Annotated in this window: 14 protein-coding genes and 2 pseudogenes; 7 read left to right on the forward strand and 9 right to left on the reverse strand. The window is 59.8% G+C overall.

All coding sequences use genetic code 11. The features are described from left to right. Positions 1–3: 3 nt before the first annotated feature. The 5 genes and pseudogenes from dmeF (at position 4) to P0D84_RS42495 (ending at position 3,028) form a co-directional block, all read left to right on the forward strand. A complete protein-coding gene (dmeF, locus tag P0D84_RS42475) occupies positions 4–1,281 on the forward strand; it encodes a CDF family Co(II)/Ni(II) efflux transporter DmeF (RefSeq protein WP_408348628.1) in 1,278 nt (425 codons plus the stop codon). Between the two features lie 3 nt (positions 1,282–1,284). Further along, positions 1,285–1,533 carry a DUF1289 domain-containing protein gene (locus tag P0D84_RS42480; protein WP_408348631.1) on the forward strand — a complete coding sequence of 83 codons (249 nt, stop codon included), beginning with the start codon at positions 1,285–1,287 and terminating at the stop codon, positions 1,531–1,533. A gap of 63 nt (positions 1,534–1,596) precedes the next feature. Then, positions 1,597–1,707 (forward strand): annotated as a pseudogene (locus P0D84_RS42485) (VIT1/CCC1 transporter family protein); the annotation flags it as partial. 185 nt (positions 1,708–1,892) lie between these two features. Next, positions 1,893–2,588 (forward strand): glycine zipper 2TM domain-containing protein, encoded by a 696-nt coding sequence (locus P0D84_RS42490; RefSeq protein ID WP_408348634.1) that lies wholly within the window; start codon positions 1,893–1,895, stop codon positions 2,586–2,588. 152 nt (positions 2,589–2,740) lie between these two features. Then, complete coding sequence (locus tag P0D84_RS42495) at positions 2,741–3,028, forward strand: hypothetical protein (RefSeq protein WP_408348637.1); 288 nt, start codon at positions 2,741–2,743, stop codon at positions 3,026–3,028. Positions 3,029–3,249: 221 nt separating this feature from the next. On the opposite strand, the gene P0D84_RS42500 is transcribed toward P0D84_RS42495, so the two are convergent. From P0D84_RS42500 to P0D84_RS42520, 5 genes and pseudogenes are all read right to left on the reverse strand, one after another. Further along, the gene (locus tag P0D84_RS42500) at positions 3,250–4,011 is read right to left on the reverse strand and encodes a phosphatase PAP2 family protein (RefSeq protein ID WP_408348640.1); all 762 of its coding nucleotides are present in this window, start codon (positions 4,009–4,011) and stop codon (positions 3,250–3,252) included. Further along, positions 4,008–5,215: pseudogene (locus tag P0D84_RS42505) on the reverse strand (MFS transporter). Before P0D84_RS42505 ends, P0D84_RS42500 begins: the two are co-directional and overlap by 4 nt. A 108-nt stretch (positions 5,216–5,323) precedes the next feature. After that, complete coding sequence (locus P0D84_RS42510; RefSeq protein ID WP_408348643.1) at positions 5,324–8,359, reverse strand: efflux RND transporter permease subunit; 3,036 nt, start codon at positions 8,357–8,359, stop codon at positions 5,324–5,326. Between the two features lie 21 nt (positions 8,360–8,380). After that, on the reverse strand, positions 8,381–9,418 hold the full coding sequence (locus P0D84_RS42515) for an efflux RND transporter periplasmic adaptor subunit (protein WP_408348646.1): 1,038 nt from the start codon (positions 9,416–9,418) through the stop codon (positions 8,381–8,383). Continuing rightward, positions 9,415–10,701, reverse strand: coding sequence for a TolC family protein (locus tag P0D84_RS42520; RefSeq protein ID WP_408348649.1), 1,287 nt, complete (start codon positions 10,699–10,701; stop codon positions 9,415–9,417). Before P0D84_RS42520 ends, P0D84_RS42515 begins: the two co-directional genes overlap by 4 nt. Positions 10,702–10,890: 189 nt before the next feature. On the opposite strand from P0D84_RS42520, the gene P0D84_RS42525 reads away from it, so the two are divergent. Beyond that, positions 10,891–11,565 (forward strand): response regulator, encoded by a 675-nt coding sequence (locus P0D84_RS42525; protein ID WP_408348652.1) that lies wholly within the window; start codon positions 10,891–10,893, stop codon positions 11,563–11,565. After that, positions 11,529–12,866 carry an ATP-binding protein gene (locus tag P0D84_RS42530; RefSeq protein WP_408348655.1) on the forward strand — a complete coding sequence of 446 codons (1,338 nt, stop codon included), beginning with the start codon at positions 11,529–11,531 and terminating at the stop codon, positions 12,864–12,866. The genes P0D84_RS42525 and P0D84_RS42530 overlap by 37 nt, the downstream gene beginning before the upstream one ends. 376 nt (positions 12,867–13,242) lie before the next feature. Here P0D84_RS42530 and P0D84_RS42535 read toward each other — a convergent pair whose 3' ends face one another. The 4 genes from P0D84_RS42535 to P0D84_RS42550 form a co-directional block, all read right to left on the reverse strand. Further along, complete coding sequence (locus tag P0D84_RS42535; protein ID WP_408348658.1) at positions 13,243–14,469, reverse strand: ISL3 family transposase; 1,227 nt, start codon at positions 14,467–14,469, stop codon at positions 13,243–13,245. A gap of 98 nt (positions 14,470–14,567) precedes the next feature. Next, entirely contained in the window at positions 14,568–15,905 is a 1,338-nt protein-coding gene (locus P0D84_RS42540; protein ID WP_408348661.1) for an Nramp family divalent metal transporter, read from the reverse strand. A gap of 64 nt (positions 15,906–15,969) precedes the next feature. Continuing rightward, complete coding sequence (copM, locus tag P0D84_RS42545; RefSeq protein ID WP_408348663.1) at positions 15,970–16,368, reverse strand: CopM family metallochaperone; 399 nt, start codon at positions 16,366–16,368, stop codon at positions 15,970–15,972. Between the two features lie 23 nt (positions 16,369–16,391). Continuing rightward, positions 16,392–17,600, reverse strand: a complete 1,209-nt coding sequence (locus P0D84_RS42550; protein WP_408348666.1) for a permease — start codon at positions 17,598–17,600, stop codon at positions 16,392–16,394. Between the last annotated feature and the right edge of the window lie 5 nt (positions 17,601–17,605).

Consider the following 17,605-nt stretch of genomic DNA (forward strand, 5'->3'; position numbering starts at 1 on the left):
GAAATGAGTGATTTCAAAGACGCCACGTTTGGCGCGGGGCACGACCACATCTTCCTTGGCGCCGGTCACGAACAGAACGAGCGAAAGACGTGGGCTGTGATTGTGCTGTGCAGCGCGATGATGCTGATTGAAATCGTCGGCGGGAGCATGTTCGGGTCGCTTGCGCTCGTCGCCGATGGACTGCATATGTCGACGCATGCGGGCGCGATGCTGATTGCGGCACTCGCCTATACGTATGCGCGCAAGCACGCTGCCGACCCCCGCTTCGTGTTCGGTACCGGCAAGCTGGGCGACCTGGCGGGATTCACGAGTGCCATCGTGCTTGCCATGATTGCACTGCTGATTGGATACGAGGCAGTCTCGCGCTTTCTGTCGCCGGTACCGATTCACTTCGACGAAGCGATTCCTATCGCGGTGGTCGGCCTGCTGGTTAACCTGGCGAGCGTCTGGCTCCTGAGCGGCGACCACCACGGCCATAGCCATGGTCATAGCCACGGACACGGCCACGGTCACGACGACCATGCTCATGAGGACGAGGGGCAGAAGATTTTTGCGCCGACTGGTGTGTTTGCCGTTTCCATCTTCGAGGACGGGGTGCCTCCGGTGTTTCGTATTACACCGGCGACGGAGGGCTCGCCACCGGACGCTTCAGTGGCGTCCGTTACGACGGTGCGACCCGATGGGACGCAACAGGTATTCGCGCTGGCGGACCGTGGCGGCTATCTGGAATCGAAGGAAGAGATTCCTGAGCCGCACGCGTTTAAAGCCATCGTGCGGATGCCGGATGGCGAGCACGAAGTCGAATTCGAAGAGCATGTGCACCACGACGACGCGCATGAAGCAGCGACCCGCGACCACAATATCCGGTCTGCGTACATTCACGTGATGGCCGACGCGGCTGTCTCCGTGCTGGCTATCATCGGCCTCTTGCTGGCACGCGCATTTGGCTGGCTCTGGATGGACCCGCTCGCCGGTGTCATTGGCGCGCTGGTAATTGCAAACTGGTCATACGGCTTGATGCGAGACACGGGCGCAATCCTGCTCGATATGAATCCCGACCGACGCATGGCCGAGAACGTCCGGAACGCTATCGAGGACCGTGGCGACAAGGTCGTCGACCTGCACGTATGGCGGGTGGGTCCGGGTCACATGAGCGCCGTGGTGTCGGTGGCGACGGGTGAACCCCAGCGTGATTCGCGCTTCTATCACGCGGTGCTCGAGCGCTTCAAGGGGCTGTCGCATGTCACCGTTGAAGTGCAACCCTCACACGCGGCGGCCTGACCCATGGCAGTCAAGTCGCCGTGCATCGATGTGTGTGCCTTCGATGGCAAGACCAAATTGTGCGTTGGGTGTTTTCGTACTCTCGATGAAATTCGGGGGTGGAAGAAGATGACCGACCACCGACGCCATCAGGTGATTAACGACCGGGTGCGGCGACAGGCCAAGCTGCAGCGTGAATCGCCAGGTTCGTCGGCGCCGGCGGACAATGCCATGGACTACAAGCTCTCCGATGTCGCCATCGTAGCTAGATAATCAGGCCGCTCGCGCATCTACCGTAATGAGATAGTGCATCAACGTTTCCAACGGGGAGGAACTATGCCTGTGCGACATAAGGAACAGCACCGTCTGGAATCCATTAGCTGGTTGCGCGCCGCTGTACTGGGCGCCAATGACGGGATTGTCTCAACGGCGAGCCTCGTTGCCGGTCGTCGGCGCCTTGTTCGGAGCGGTAACCTGAAGCGCCAGACGCCGTCCGGAGCGATACACCTCCGGGACAACGCTACCGAACGACAGTCGGAAAGCGCTACAACTGCTTACAAATCTTGCGGTCGCTACGTCCACCGGTTTGTGGGCTCCCGCGTTCTTGCTGACACACGTCAACGGAGCGCGAGATGAACACCAACCTGACATCCAATTTGCCGCAACGCAGTCGTATCCACCCTCTGGTTGCCGGTGCGGCTGTCGCCGTTATCCTGGCCAGTGCGACGGGCATCGCAGCGATGACGGGCATTCTTCCGACGTCCCGGGCAACGACCGCGCCTTCGACGCAGGCTGTACCGGTCGTCGCTCAGACCGCCAGCGCGCCGCTTGCATTGCCGCAACCAGCCGCTCAGCAACACGCCACGCGGGAGGACGCGCCAGTCCAGCCCCGTGTGCATCATCATCGGACCACTCCGGTTGAACAGGCTCCAAGGTATTCAAACAACGACGCATATCAAAACGCGGTGCAGCCGGCACCGCGGCAGGTCGCGGTTGACCCGAACGCTGGCGAAGTTGTCGCCGTCAATACTGTTCAGGAACCCGAACCGACAACGGGTCTCGGAGCCGTAGGCGGAGCTGTAGCTGGCGGGTTATTGGGAAATCAGGTTGGAGGAGGACGTGGTCGCGTTCTGGCAACGATTGCGGGAGCTGTTGGCGGTGGATTGGCGGGCAACGGCATCGAGCATGCGGTGCGCAAGGCGACGAGCTACCAGGTGCAGGTAAGAATGCAGGATGGCAGCTACCGGAATTTCAACTACTCGACGCAGCCGCCGGTCCAGGTAGGCGAGCGTGTTCATGTCTCCGGCGACTCACTGGCAGCGTCGTAAGCATACCCACAGCCGGCAGTACATCACAACGGGTTACTGGCGGTTACAGAATTGACATTTCAGCCGCACCTGCGTCCGCGTGCCCTTCGTAAAATCCGCACCGTTCGCCATTGTCTGGCATCCGTCAGAAGTGTACTGGACAGGAGAACTCCATGAAACGCATGACCCTTTTTCTCGCAGTGGGCATTTCTGCTGCGTCCGCATCTACCGCAACTCTCGCTCGCGCGGACATTGGAGTTTTTCTGGGCGTGCCTGGGCCCGTCTATGTCGCCCCTCCCCCAGTCGTGTACGAGGCTCCGCCGCCGGTGGTCTATGCACCAGCTCCGGTCTATGGCTATGGATACCGCTATGAAAGGGATTACGGCGACGAGCGCAGGTGGCATGACCACGGTCGCCACCGTGGATGGGAACACCATCACCACGGTGACGATGACGACTGATTCAAGGACGGCTGCACCTCCATAGCGACTGAACGCTCGCGAACGTAATTCGACGCGCCGCACATTGAACGCTCAACCTGTGCGCGGGACCTCGACCGCGTCGAATCCCACTCCAAATGATGTGCGTTCCTCGCATCGACGCACGCGGTCACTTGCCCTCATGTTTCGCCTCCCGACTCTGCGTGAAGGCAGTGTCGGCCAGCAAGAGGGTTGCCAACAAGCTACCCGGGGGCGTAGAGGGTCATGTCCACACCGTGCTGCATGATGATGTGTACAACTGCACTGATGACAAACGTGACGAACGACGCTATACCAAGGGAGGACGCGTCTCTCTGATTTTCATCGCCAAGGTGATGAAGCACGGCGGCTATCGCTATCCATGCCACGCCGAAGCTGAGGCCCGCGAGCACGTCTGAGAACCAGTGAGCGCCCAGATAAAGACGTGAAAAGGAGATAAGGAGAATGAATAGAGCCGTGGCAGTCGCAATGCGTCGCCGTCCGACATTGCCCCAGGCGCGCGCAACGAAGAACGCTAGAAAGCCATAGGTGACGACGCTTAGCGTCGCATGGTTGCTGGGAAAGGAGAACCCCTGCAAGCCCTCGTACATCGAAGACGGTCGCGCACGGCGCATGAAAAACTTCAGCGTCACGACGAAGAGCTGTGCGAACAGGACCGCCGAAATCCAGTAAGCGGCGCTTCGCAGCCGCCTTTGCCAAACGAGCCACGCAAGGACGACGAGAATGACCGGGACGGTGACAGCTGCATCGCCTAGCTCTGAGGCGGCAACCATAAGGGAATCGAGTAACGGAAAGCGAAGTGTTTGCAACGCGGCGTGAATCTTTATGTCGACGGCAACGAGTGGGTCCTCACTAATGACATCCTCCATTACGCCGAGCAAGAGCCACGTGCCACCAATGGCTAGCACGCCGGCCACGAGCAGGTTGCGCGCGCCAATGCGCTCAAAGAGCAGACGCCAATTCACGTTTTGCCCGCGAGTGTCGTTGTACTGGTCGCAAGCGCAAACAGCGTTGCGATACAGAATCCCGCCCCGGCATAAAATGTCGTGCTGACTCCAAACCGGTCCCAGAGTTCACCGGCCACGACACTCGCAACAAGCATCGCCAGCCCGCTCATCAGGTTGAAGAAACCGAAGGCAGTGCCTTTCAGCTCGGGCGGCGCCGATTGCGCAACCATGGTCGCCAGCAGACCTTGCGTCAGACCCATATGCAGCCCCCAGAGGGCCACGCCGATTGTCACGACTGGCCACGAGTTGCCATGGGCAAGCACGATGTCAGATGCGATGAGGACCACGAGGCCGACGGCGAGTAACCTGGTGTGACTCATCGAATCCGCCAGCTTCCCGAACGGATAAGCTGAAAGCGCGTACACGACATTCATTGTGACCAGGAGAGGGGAACCAGCGCTATCGGAACCCCGGCCTGCATTGCGCGCAGTACGAGGAATGCTTCACTGAACCGCGCGAGCGTGAAGACTGCGCCGACGCCGACCACCCACCAGTATCCGCGCGAGAGTTTCTTCAGGTTTTCGCGCGTGACTGGATTGACGCGTTTCGCTTCCGACTGCCGTGCGGGTTCCCTGATACCGAGAACCAATAACGCAACGGCAACGAGCCCGGGCACCACCGCGACCCAGAACACCAGACGGAAGTTGTCGGCCCACAGCAGCATCAATACAACCGCAAGCAAGGGTCCCAGAAACGCGCCGACCGTATCGAGTGATTGTCGAAGGCCATAAGCCGCGCCACGCAGGTGCAGGGGTGTGATGTCGGCCACGAGCGCGTCGCGCGGTGCACCCCGAATACCCTTGCCGATGCAGTCGACTATACGCGCAGTCAGCACGAAGCCGGCCGTGGGCGCGAGCGCAAACAGCGGTTTGCTCAGAGCACCAAGGCCGTATCCAATGACGGCGAGCCATTTGCGGTTACCCAGGTAGTCGCTCAGTGCGCCGGAAAACACCTTGACGATTGGAGCCGCCGCCTCGGCGACGCCTTCAATCAGGCCCACCATCAAGGCGCTCGCACCGAGACTCGTCACGAGGAACATTGGCAGAAGGCTGTGGATGATTTCCGACGAGATGTCCATGAACATGCTCACGAAGCCGAGCGTCCAGACGCCGCGCGGGATTTGACGGAGCGTACCGGGGCGCTTAGTGGAATCAGTCTGCACGTGTCCTCTGTTCAGTGAAGAGCCGCCTCGACGCTCACATTGTCGCGCATTCATGCAACAGAACGGTGAAGCGAGACAGCCTGCTGCCAGGCTCTAGCGCCGACCGGCCTATGATGCCTTTCGGAGCTGCCGCTCGCGCTTGTACACATAAAGCGCCGGCAGCAGATTAGTGCTGAGCAGGCCGCTCCAGACTAGCCCGCCCAGCGTAACGATGGCCAACCCCTGTTCGGGCGCGGCACCTTTGCCGAAGCCCAGTGCGGTCGGCAAGAGGCCCAGCGATGCTGTCAGGACGGTCAGCAGAATCGGCCGGAACCGCACCTCGACCGCGTCGCGCACGGCGTCGACCACGGACAATCCCTGCGCTTCGTTTCGCCTCACCAGTTGTAGCAACACGATGCCATGGTTCAAGCTCACCCCAATCAGGGTGAGAAAAGCAATCAGACCGATGGCGTTCAGCCCAACACCGCTCACCACCAGGGCGACTGCTCCGCCCGAGAACGCCAGCGGCATTTGCAACAAAAGCAGCCCCGGCACAAGCAGCCCATCGAATTGCAGCGTAAGGATGCCCAGCATCAAGGCCAACGCAACAACCGCCGCGACACCTACGTTAATCGCTGCGCGTTCAAGTTGGGGATACAGACCGCCGAATTTCACTTCGTACCCGGCTGGCAGCGAAAGCGTCGCCAGCGCCTGCCTGGAAGCAGATATCACCTGCCCGAGGGGGGCGGTGGGCGTCGCCAGTATTTCGACCGCACGCAGCCCGTTCAGATGCCGGATGACGTTGGGTCCGGTCGCCATGCGGACGTCGGCCACTTCGTTCAAGGCGACCCACCCGTTGGCCATGACCGGAAGCTGATTGAACTGCTCGATGGACAGGTGCGTCGGGTCGGTCAGTCGTATGAAGACGTCCAGGTGACCATTGCCTTCCGGAACCGTCGCAACTGTCTGACCGGCCAGCAAGATGTGTAACTGGGAAAAAAGCTGCGCCGGCGTGATGTCGTGGAGCGCAAGGCCGTCAGGATTGGGTGTAATTCGCAGTTCGGTGATGGGATAACCGTCGTTGTTGAAGACGTCCGAGAGGTCCGACACGCCAGCAAGCCGACGAGTGACTTCGGTTGAGAGCGACTGCAGGGCTTCAATGGAATCGCCGTAGACATCGATGACGAACGGTTGTGGTAAGCCTGAAAGCGTTTCGCCAACCCGCTCGAGAGTCGGCGTCCCAATTACAGTCTGGACGGCAGGAAGCTTCGACGCGTCCAGAATCTGCTTGCCGATTTTATCGAGGCTGCTCGCGTTCACATCGGGCTTCAGCGCAATCTGAATCTCGCCTGCGTAGGCGGGCTCGGTGTAGGACGTCCCCGACGCGGAGCCGACACGTGAAAACACGTGCGCCACCGGTTCGAGGCCGAGCAGGCGCTGGGTAATGCGGTCGGATGCATCCTGGGCATCGTGCAATGACGTGCCAGGCGGTAGCGTAAAGCTTTCGAGCAGCACCTCCTCGTTCGGCAGTGGCAGGAAATCGACCGGCACCAGCACAAGCCCAGCCACGGAGACCACGAAAATGGCTACGCAAGACCAGAGTGAGACCCGAGGACGACGCAGCGCAAAGTCGAACAGGCGCAGGTTCTGGCTCTTCAGCCACGCGACAGCACGCGAACCGGATGTGGCGCGCTTCTCGATATGAGGCCCGATGAATCCCAGCACGAGCGGAATCAGGCTCAACGAAATGAGCAGCGATGCAATCAGGCTGACTGTCATCGCGACAGAGAACGGGACAAAGAACAACCCCGCCAGGCCACCCACGAACACGAGCGGCAGGAACACCGCGACGGTGGTCATCGTCCCGGAAATGTCAGGCCCAGCGATGTCGCGCAACCCTCGCGCGACACCTTCCCACTTGCCGTCTCCAGATTCCCAACGGTGGTAGATGCTCTCCAGCACTATGATGGCGTCATCAGCGAGCAGGCCGACCGCGACTGACAATGCGCCGAAGGTCAGCAGATTCAGTGTCTGTCCCATCAGGTACAGCCCTGCGATACCGAGCAGTAGCGAGAGCGGGATACTCAACGCAAGGGCCCATATCCCGCGACTCGCGCCGAGCATCCAGAACAGGACGCCGACCGCAAGCACGGCTCCGATGGCGAGATTCCTGGTCAGGTCGGCAGCGACGACGCCGACAATATGTCCCTGACTGTAGATGCGCACGAAGCGTGCGCCACCGGGCAACTGAGGTTCGAGTTCCCGCAGCGTTTTATCAACCTCGTCGACGACCGGTAGCGTTGAGGCGCCGGGCTGCTTGAAGACAATGAGCGCGATGGTGGGCCTGTTGTCGAGTTTGACCGTATGGTGCGACGGAAGCGCAGTCCGGACAACGTCCGCAATCGAGCCAAGTGGAATCCTGTTCCCGGCTGACGCGACAGGCACGCGGGCGTACTCGGAAGGCTTCGTCGGCAGACTTCTGCCTTCCATGAAAACGTCCTGGTGTCCGAGGTCGACATATCCGCTCGGCACCATTGCAGTCGTCGCATCGAGCGATGCCGCGAGTGCCGATGCAGAGACATTGAAACGTTGTAGCTTCGCAAGGTCGGGGCGCACCCATATCGCATCCGCTCCGGGTCCGGCGACCGACACACGCTGCACGCCCGGGACCGCCCGGACACGGGGCACAAGATTTGACTCGATGATGCGCTGCACCTGTGACGCATCCACGCCGTCCGGAACCTGGATTGCGTAGTCGGCAACCTCGTTTATCGCGTTGCCGGAGATTTCCGTCGTCAGGCTTGTGCCTTTCGGCAGCGCACCGTTAATGCGCCCGACGACACCGTTGACTTCCTGCAACGCACTTGCAGCGGTGGTGCCTTCCACGAATCGAGCTTCAATTTTGACGGAACCCTGGCCCACGACCGTCCGCACGTCGCTCAATGACGAGAGCGACGACAGTTCGGCTTCGACGGGCCGCGCAATCAGCCCCTCCAGGTCCAGAGTCGTAGCTCCGGGCAACTGGGCGACAACGCTCACCTGTGGCATGTTGAACTGCGGCAGGACCTCGGCGTGGATATTGAGGAGCGCGTAGATGCCGTAGGCAATCAGTGCCGCATACAGCATGACCCAGAGCAGCGGCCGCTTGACGATATCTTTGAGCATCTTCTTGTTGGCAGAGGAGCGTCAGTCGGTGTGCTGGTAACGCGTCGCGAAGTCCTGGTGAAAGAGAAGATACGAGTCTTGCGTCACGACTCGCTCACCTTGCGCGAGTCCTTGCCTGATTGACGTCCAGCCACCGTCGGATAGACCCGGAATCACCTGGCGTCGGCGGCTGCCGCTCCTGTCACGCACCAGTACCCACCATTGGCCGGCATCGAGAATGAGCGCGGTGGATGGAATGGCCAACCGTTTGTCGTCAGTTGTGGTCAAAGAAACTGTGCCGACCGCTCCCGGCACAAGCGCGGTTCCATGTACGGCATTGAGCCAGACTTCCAGTTGACCGGGCGCGGTAACGCTCCACGACACGCGCTCCACGACCACGTCGATGGGCGCATTCGCACCCTCGGCAAGAAAGACCCCTTTTTTTCCGGCGGCAACCGATGAGGCATTGCTTCCATATAGATTCGCTACTACGTAAAGACCACGCGCGGGGACCACAGTTACCAGCGCCTGGCCGGCACTCGCGTATTGACCATCGGCCGCATTGACCGCCGTCACCACGCCCGGCTCCGGCGCGCTAATGACGGCGAGGCTCGCGTAGTTCCGCGAGGCCGACTGCGCCGCTACGAGTTGCTGACGTGCAGTATCGAGTTCGGCGCGCACGCGGATAACGGCATCGCGCGTGCTGAGTTGCTCATCAAGCTTTTGCTGTTCGATGGCGAAAGCCTGGGTTGCCGCAGACACCCGTATCTGGGCCGACTTCAGGTCGGCAGCAAGGCGCGCACTGTCAGTTGATACGGTGGGCCCCGTCAGGTGCGCAAGCGCTTGCCCGGTCCGCACCGTTTCACCGGGGAGAACGCGCAAGCCGGAGATGACGCCTGCCGTGGGCGCGCTGAGCACGGTGTTGGATGCTGCCTGCACGCGTGCGGGCGCCGAGAATGTCGTTACGACCCGCTTCTCTACGGCAGGCATTGTCACGATGTCCTGGGCGAATGCGCGATGACCAGACACGGACCACGTACCAATGACTGCGGCAACGAGAATCAACCGAGTCGAATTCACTGAAGGTCCTTGTCTAGCGGTTTATGGTCAATGGCACTCACGCCAATCAAGGTGCAGAGCTCGACCTGCTGTTGAAGTACCGAATTCGCGAGCTTCGTTCTCGCGATGCGTTGATTCAGCAGCCGCGATTCAAGGTCAGCCAATACCGGTAACGTCATATCACCATTGCCGTAGGCGACGCGCGCCAGCTTCACGGACGCATCGAGCGTCGCCTCCGCTGAGATTGCCGCGCGAACCTGTTCATGAAGCAGGCTCAGCTCCGAGCTGAGTCCGTCGACAGCCGTGTATGCATCTTCGAGCCTTTGGCCGTATTCCTGAGAGAGGGCTTCCCGAGTAGCCTTCTCGACCGCGATATTTCCCCGGTTACCGTTGAACAGGGGAAGCGTCACCGAAACGGTAAACCCTGACGTGTAGATGGCTGACGTGTCCCGACCTCGTGTGACTCCGATGTCCAGTCGAGGGAACTGAGCCAGGAGCGCTGCGCGATAGCGTTCGTCCTGTTCGGCATACCCCGCACGCAGAGCCAGCAAATCGGGGCGACGCTGCCCGAGGTCTGAGAGCGCATTGACGAGGATGTCCTGCGGGACGTCAGATGACTCGGGTGGAGGCACAAGGGTCAGGTGCGTACCGGGGCGTCGTTGGAGCAGTGTATTGAGTTCCCGTCCTGCCCTGAGATGTTCCTGCCGCAGCGTCCCTAACTGTTGGACGCTGTCGCGGTAAGCGATTTCCGCCAGCACGGCCAGGTCACGCGTCACGTCAGTACGAACGAGCGCCTTTTGCATTCGCTCAGTGACATTCCTCTGATGGACCACGAGCTTCTCGACGTCGCTCTCCAGACGCTCGAGGCTTCCATTCAGAACATAAAGCGCATACGCACGGTTCGCGACCTGCCATTTCGTCCATTCCAAAGCGAGCTGCTGCTTATCACGAGCCTCTGCTGCGGCTCGCCTTCTCGCTGGACGGTCAACCAGCGCGGAAATTTCATAGCTGAGCCCCACCATGAATGCAGGAACGTATCCCGCCGCGCCAGGACGGTCGGTACTGAAGCTGAGTGTTGGGTCCGGCAGCAGACCGTCCGCGTACTGCCTGGCGGTGGCGATATCGAGTTCCCGCTCTGCACGACGGATATCCGGGCTATGCTCGAGTGCGCGCTGGACAACCTGGTCCACAGTCAGCGATGGGGTTGTTGAAGCACCGTCATCAGGCCATTGCGCTGCGTCTGGAAGTGGTCTGGGAATATAGGATACACATCCATGCAACGCCAATGCGAGCGCTAGAACCATGAGACGGGCGACTCGCGTGTGCGCACATGTAGCGGTGCGCCATCGACCAGTTGCCGAATCCGTGCTTTGCAACCTACTATCGAAAGCGCCATGGTTCACGATGCATATCCGATTGGGGAAGGCCGTTCGGATACTAATTCACGACACTTAGTTTTAACTTAGCACCTATTTTTGGCCTCGGTGAGACGCATGAGAATCCTGCTCGTAGAAGACGACGAAATGATTGGCAACGCAATCGTCCAGGCGTTGAGGGACGCAGCCTATGCGGCTGACTGGGTTCACGACGCTGAGTCAGCCACGGGCGCGCTGTTGGGACGCGAGCATGATGTGGTGCTTCTGGACCTGAACCTGCCGAAGCGCGATGGCATAGACGTGCTTCGGTCGCTGAGGGCCGGAGGCAGCAAGGCTCCAGTCATCATTCTCACGGCACGCGATAGCGTTGGGGACAGAATCGTTGGTTTGGACGCAGGCGCCGACGACTACCTTGTGAAGCCATTCGAAATTGACGAGCTACTCGCACGCGTTCGGGCGGTGACGCGACGACTCGGTGACCACGGCGATACCAGGATGACCAGCGGAAATCTCACGCTGGACTCAGCTACTCACCTCGCGGTGTACGGCAGCACCGAATGCCGGCTGACCAGTCGCGAGTTCGCACTGCTGAGCGCACTCCTGATGAAGCCCGGGACAGTCCAGTCGAGAAGCGAACTGGAGCGGAAGCTGTACGCGTGGGAAGAACAGGTCGAGAGCAATGCCGTGGAGGTCCTGATTCACGGCATCCGCAAGAAACTGGGTGCGTCTGTCATTCGCAACGTGCGAGGTGTGGGATGGTTGGTGGACAAAGAAAACAATCACGCTCTCTGACGTCGCAACTGTCGGCGTGGATTGGCTGCGTAATTGTGGGCGTAGGTGTGATTGCCTGTGTGCTGTCGTTCGTGTTCGCTTACCAGGAAGCAAGGGAGTTGCAGGACGGGCAACTGAAGGAAATCGCTGCGTTGATTGATAGTCGGGCGCTCGCGTTCAGCGGGTCTCGACCATCGATTGAGAGCTCCCAGGACGCGGACGTCAAAGTGGTAATCGACAGCTTGAGCGACGCGACAACGGGCATCGCGCAGGCCGCCGGACTCGTGATTCCCAAGGCCATCACTGACGGCTTTCACGACCTGGATGGCAACGGGCAAAGCTGGCGCGTCAATATCCGGACTCTCCACAGCGGCGAGCGCGTCGCCGTTGCAGAACCGTCTGCATTGCGCGACGAAATTGCGCAGGATGGCGCGATGAGAACACTCGTACCCATGCTCCTGCTGTTACCGGCCCTGTTCATGGTAATCGTGGTGATTGTTAGAGCCAAGCTGGCCCCTCTCACACGTCTTGCAAGCGTGGTGGACCGCCAAACCGACATGTCGCTTGAACCGCTTCCTGAAGATGGTATAACCAGCGAAGCGTTGCCGTTTGTCAGGTCGATTAACCGGCTGATTGCACGATTGAGGGAGGCCATCAGTCATCAGCGCCGGTTTGTCGCGAGCGCCGCACACGAATTGCGTTCGCCGCTGGCCGCGTTGTCGCTGCAGGCGGGGAATCTGGGAACAACGATTACGTCGGCCGATGCCCGTGAGCGGCTCATGGCACTGCAGTCAGGATTGCGCCGCACCCACAGGCTGGTGGAACAACTGCTCACATTGGCGAGGTCTGAGCAGGGAGCTTTGGAGCAACCGACCAGGGTATCACTGCGCGCCGTGGCAACCGAGGTCATCAACGCCACGATTGGCGTTGCCCGCGAGAAGGATATCGACCTCGGGTTCGAGCATTTCGATGAACTGGAGGTGGTTGTCGATGCGTCGTCACTCACGGTGGTGCTGAGAAACCTGGTCGACAACGCGGTGCGATATGCACCAGCCGGCGGCAAGGTGGATGTGTCCGTCGTTCGTGCAGGAAGCGAGGTAGTGTTTGAAGTTGCAGATTCGGGCCCCGGCGTTCCGGACGCGGAACTCGAGCGTGTGCTGGAACCTTTCTACCGACTGGACCACTCCATTGCATCAGGAAGTGGACTCGGTCTTTCCATCGTTTCGGAAATTGCACGGCGGACAGGCGGGCGCCTCGCGCTCGAAAACGTCGTAGGCGGATTTCGTGCGCGTTACTTCCAACCATTACGGCAGCAAGGCTGACAGCGCACGATGGAGCATGCGTACGTCCAACTGTTGCATCTGCTCGCTGGTACCCGGCATGGTCGCTCACGGTCGTTTTCCTTGCGGCGTTCCTTGAGGCCATCGCGCTCGATGCTCACGACAACTGGGGCGCAGGCCTCGGAGCAACCGTACTGGCCAAGGTGGATTGTCATGGCGTTGCGGTGGCGCTGCTGGCGTCACCCGAGGAATGAATGTCGCGTCGTTGCCTCGTTGCGTGCGCGTGTTGGACGTACCCAGGAAGAAATCGTCGCGCTCTCAGTCCAATAGTGAGTCCGTCAACCAGCTAGTAGCAGCGACAGGTCCGGAAGCGCTACGCCAAAGGTGGCTCTTTTGAAAACGGAGTGGGTAACGGGGCTCAGCGGGCATGTTGGTTAAAGCGTGAGAAGTCGAGTTTTCCAGCGATGAGAAACAGGACCGTGCGCATGGTTTCGAAGCGGGCGTATCCACGTGCCTTGCGTTTGGCGGCCTGGAACAGACCGTTGATGGCTTCGATGAATCCGTTGGTCTGACGAGTCTGGGTCCAGGCGACGATGCCGTCGAAATGCCGCCGAATCAATCGCACCACGTCCTTCATCGGTTCGACCTTGGAGCGCATGACGTTGGTGCACCACTGTTGCAACATCTCCGACACAACATTGATTTGCTTGCGCTCGAGAATCTCGCGCAGTTGCTCGCGATACAGCCAGGCGCGGGCCGTACGCTGGGTGGTGTACTGACTGATGAGCGCCTCGAGGTCGGTCAGTTGAGCGAGATTCAGTTTGTTCGGGTCTTTGAGCAACGTCCAGCGCATGCCTTTGAGTTCCGGGTCGACCTTCTGTTGTTGCCGACGTACTGTGTCGAGCGCTTTGGACGCGTGAGCGACGACGTGGAACTTGTCGAAGGTTACTCGCGCTTCAGGCAGATGTTCATTGACGCCCTTGATGAAAGCCGGTGACATGTCGATGCTGACCGAGCCGACTTGCCCGGACGTGCCACCGTGTTCGCCCAGATAGGCCGCAAAGCGTTCAATCGTGCTGGCGTCCTTGCCGGTCGTGACGAACACGACTCGCCGCGCCTGCATGTCGGCGACCAGGGTTAGATACTCATGACCGCGCCGGTAGGAAGTTTCGTCAATCGCCACCGTCTTCACGGCCGACAGGTCCGCCGATGCGAGTGCCAGTTCGACATACCGCGAACAGATAGCATGCACCCGGTGCCACGACAGGTTGACCGCACGCGCGACAGCGGCGAACGGCATCTGCTGGGCGAGCATCAGCACGAGCGCCTCGAACAGCAGCGTGAAGCCGCTGAGTTGGCCAACCCAGTCCGGTTCGACCAACCGTACCGAGCCATCGGGCAAACGCACACGCGGCACCCGCACTTCGAGGAAGCACTCGTGCTGGAAGAAATTCAGGTGACGCAGACGCTTGATTTGCGTGTCGTGCACAGGATGTTCACCGGCAATTCCAGGATAGGCAAACCGGGTGCCTGCGACGAAGTCCACGGCAATCGAGAGCTGCCGCTGGGCAGCATCGAAGTCAACGCCCTGGACGTACCAAGGGGTGGTTATACCGAGAGCGGATTCGAACAGTTGATTCGTCATGGTTGCCTGTCTTACGTGGCTGGTTGCCGCATTCTGCCGCAACCAGCCACGACTCAGCTTGTCGATTCAGTGCGCCTCAAGGATTCGCTTCGCCGGGCTCACGCCCGCCCTTGACCCGCCAAACCTACCCACTGAAAATTTAAAAGAGGCCCAAAGGTTTGTAATAACAAGAGTGCGTTGAGCGACAGGACCGCAGTCGCTGCTACCGTGGCCAATATGGTAGTGAACGTGCGGTTCTTGCGAACGCCCATGATGTCCTGTCGACAACTGAACCATAGCAGCGCCATCATCGGAAACGGCAAGGCAAGACTCAACACGACCTGGCTGATGACGAGCGCATTGGTCGCGTTCACCCCGAAACCAACAACGACAAAACTGGGCACCATTGTCACGACCCTTCGCACCCAAAGCGGGATACGAAAGCCAATGAAGCCCTGCATAATCATCTGGCCAGCCATCGTGCCCACGACCGAACTTGATATCCCGGAGGCGATTAGGGCAAGGAGAAAAATGCCTGCAGCGCCTATGCCCAGCAGCGGTGCCAGTGTGTGGTATGCCGTCTCGATTTCTGCGACATCAGGGTGTCCCTCGTGGAATGCGCCGGAAGCCATGATGACCATGGCCATATTGATAAGACCTGCGGTGGCCAATGCGATGACGACCTCGAGGTTCGAATACGCGAGCAGCGTGGTGCGTTCAGCTTCTGTCATTGGGAGGACGCGACTTTGAGTCAGCCCCGAATGGAGAAACAGCGCATGTGGCATGACTGTCGCGCCAATAATGCCGACAGCAATAGTGAGCGCCTCTGAATCCGGAAGGCGCGGTGAGAACGTATGAACGAAGACTGCCGGCCACGCAATTGGCACGATGAATAGCTCGGCCAGGTAGGACAAGCCAATCACTCCGACCAGTCCACCAATTGCCAGCTCGAGTGGACGGAAACCGGCGCGCTCAAATAACAGAAGCGCATAGGTCACGAGAGCGGTGACCACCATGCTGACAAACAACGGCATGTGGAACAAGAGTGACAGGCCGATTGCTCCGCCGAGAAACTCGGCCAAATCCGTTGCCATCGCGGCCACCTCGCTCACGCCCCACATGAGAAGGACGAGCGGCTTGGGGAAGTGTTCGCGGCAAAGCTCCGCGAGGTTTCGCCCGGTAACTATCCCGAGTTTTGCGGAGAGCCCCTGAAACAGCATGGCTATCAGATTCGCCAGCAGCACAACCCAGAGGAGCGTATAGCCGTACTTCGCGCCAGCCTGAATGTTCGTCGCGAAGTTCCCCGGGTCCATGTAGGCGATTGAGACGACCACCGCCGGGCCGAAAAATGGCAGGAACACCCGTGCGCCCCGGCCTTCGAGCCGCGCCCGTATCGCCGACGTCGTTCGCTCCGTCAGCGTTTTACGTTTATCCTTGCGACGAGCACGGTCGTCCATCGCCACTCCAGCCAATCACCTGCTGTACGGACTGCGGGTCAGCAGCCATCCGCACATAACGACGTTATTTGCCGGCGTGTTTCGCCTGCCACTTCTTCATGTAAGCGATTTCCTCATTTTGTGCCTTGATGATGTTCCTGGCCAGTCGCTTCATGTCGGGGTCCTTGCCGTGTTTCAGCTCCACCTTCGCCATATCGACCGCGCCCTGATGATGCGGAATCATGTGAGACACGAAATCTTTATCGGTGTCACCGCTGTACGGAGGGGCACTCATCTCCTTCATCATCTTTTCGTCCGCTTCCTTGAACGCTGATGTTGACGGGCTTGAACCGCTATCGGCCGAACTGGACATGTTCATTCCCGGCATGGATGCGCCTTGTTGCGCGCCGGCGGGATATGCCGCAACAGTCAATAGGACGCCCGCGCAAATGGACGCGGCGCGCAGAGCGAGAAGGCTTTTCATCTTGAATCTCCTTATAAGAAAGGTCATTTCGAGTGGCCACCGTGTTGATGGTGTGCATGGTCACGAGAGCTATGGCTCCCGCGCGGACCATGGTCATGTTCCCCGCGTTCCATCATTCGCATCATCTCGGGGCCGCCGGTCCTGAAAAAGACGACCATCAGAATGAGAAAGACGGCGCCGAAGATGATGTTGAGCACGGTGGTGTAGTTGAAAGTAATTGCTGCATCGACGACTGCCGTATGCCGTTCCCTGGGAACCCATCCAAGCAGCTGGAACAGTGACTCAACTACCAATGCGGCCGCGACCATCGCGACATAAAAGGTAACGGCCAGAAACGTAGTCATCCTGCCGCCGTAGTACTTCCTGTAGATGTTGAGGATGGGAAGAATGATGAGGTCGCCGAAGATGAAAGAGGCCACCCCACCGAAGCTGATGCCACCGTTCCACAGCACTGCGGCGAGTGGCACGTTCCCGACCGAACAGGTAAACGACGCAACAGCAATCAGTGGGCCGACAAACGCGCCCCAAATCATCGCGGCCATCGGATGGCTGACGAGAAAAAACTTCTGCCAGAAACTGTCGGGCACCCATGCGCCGAGTGCGCCCGCGACGAGTAGCCCGATACCGATGTCTCGCCACAGCATTGACCAGTTCATCACGTAGCTGTGGCTGATTGCAATCCATCCTTCCCTCGAAGAGAGACGCTCCTTCCAGGTCCCGTGCTGCTCAACCATCGACATGGCCGCATGACCTTCCATGCTGCCGGCGATTCCCTTGTCCGCCTGTTCGATAGCTTCCTTCTTCAGCGAGTCCTTGAGAAAGAACCGGAAGAGCAGTACTAGAACGACAATCATGATGGGTCCACCTATGAATTCAGCGGCGGCAAACTGCCACGAAATCAGTACCCACATCAGTACGCCAAGTTCGAGCACGAGATTCGTCGCGGCGAACTGGAACGCCATTGATGACGTGAAGTCGCCGCCCTTGCGCACGATGGAGCGTGCCATCGCGACGGCGGCGTAGGAGCAGGAAGAGGACGCGGCACCGAGCAGACTGGCGACGGTCAGCGACCGGGGAGATGCGTCAGGCAGAAGCCTGGACATCTCGGACTTCGAGACCACGACTTCAATTACGGCGGAGAACAGGAAGCCGAGACTCAATCCCCAGAATATCTGCCAGAACATCGTGAAGGCCATCCAGAGGGCATGACCGAGGGCAGTGATAATCTGCATCGCAA

It is taken from the genome of Paraburkholderia sp. RL17-337-BIB-A (assembly GCF_046025895.1).
Taxonomy (GTDB): Bacteria; Pseudomonadota; Gammaproteobacteria; order Burkholderiales; family Burkholderiaceae; genus Paraburkholderia; species Paraburkholderia fungorum_C.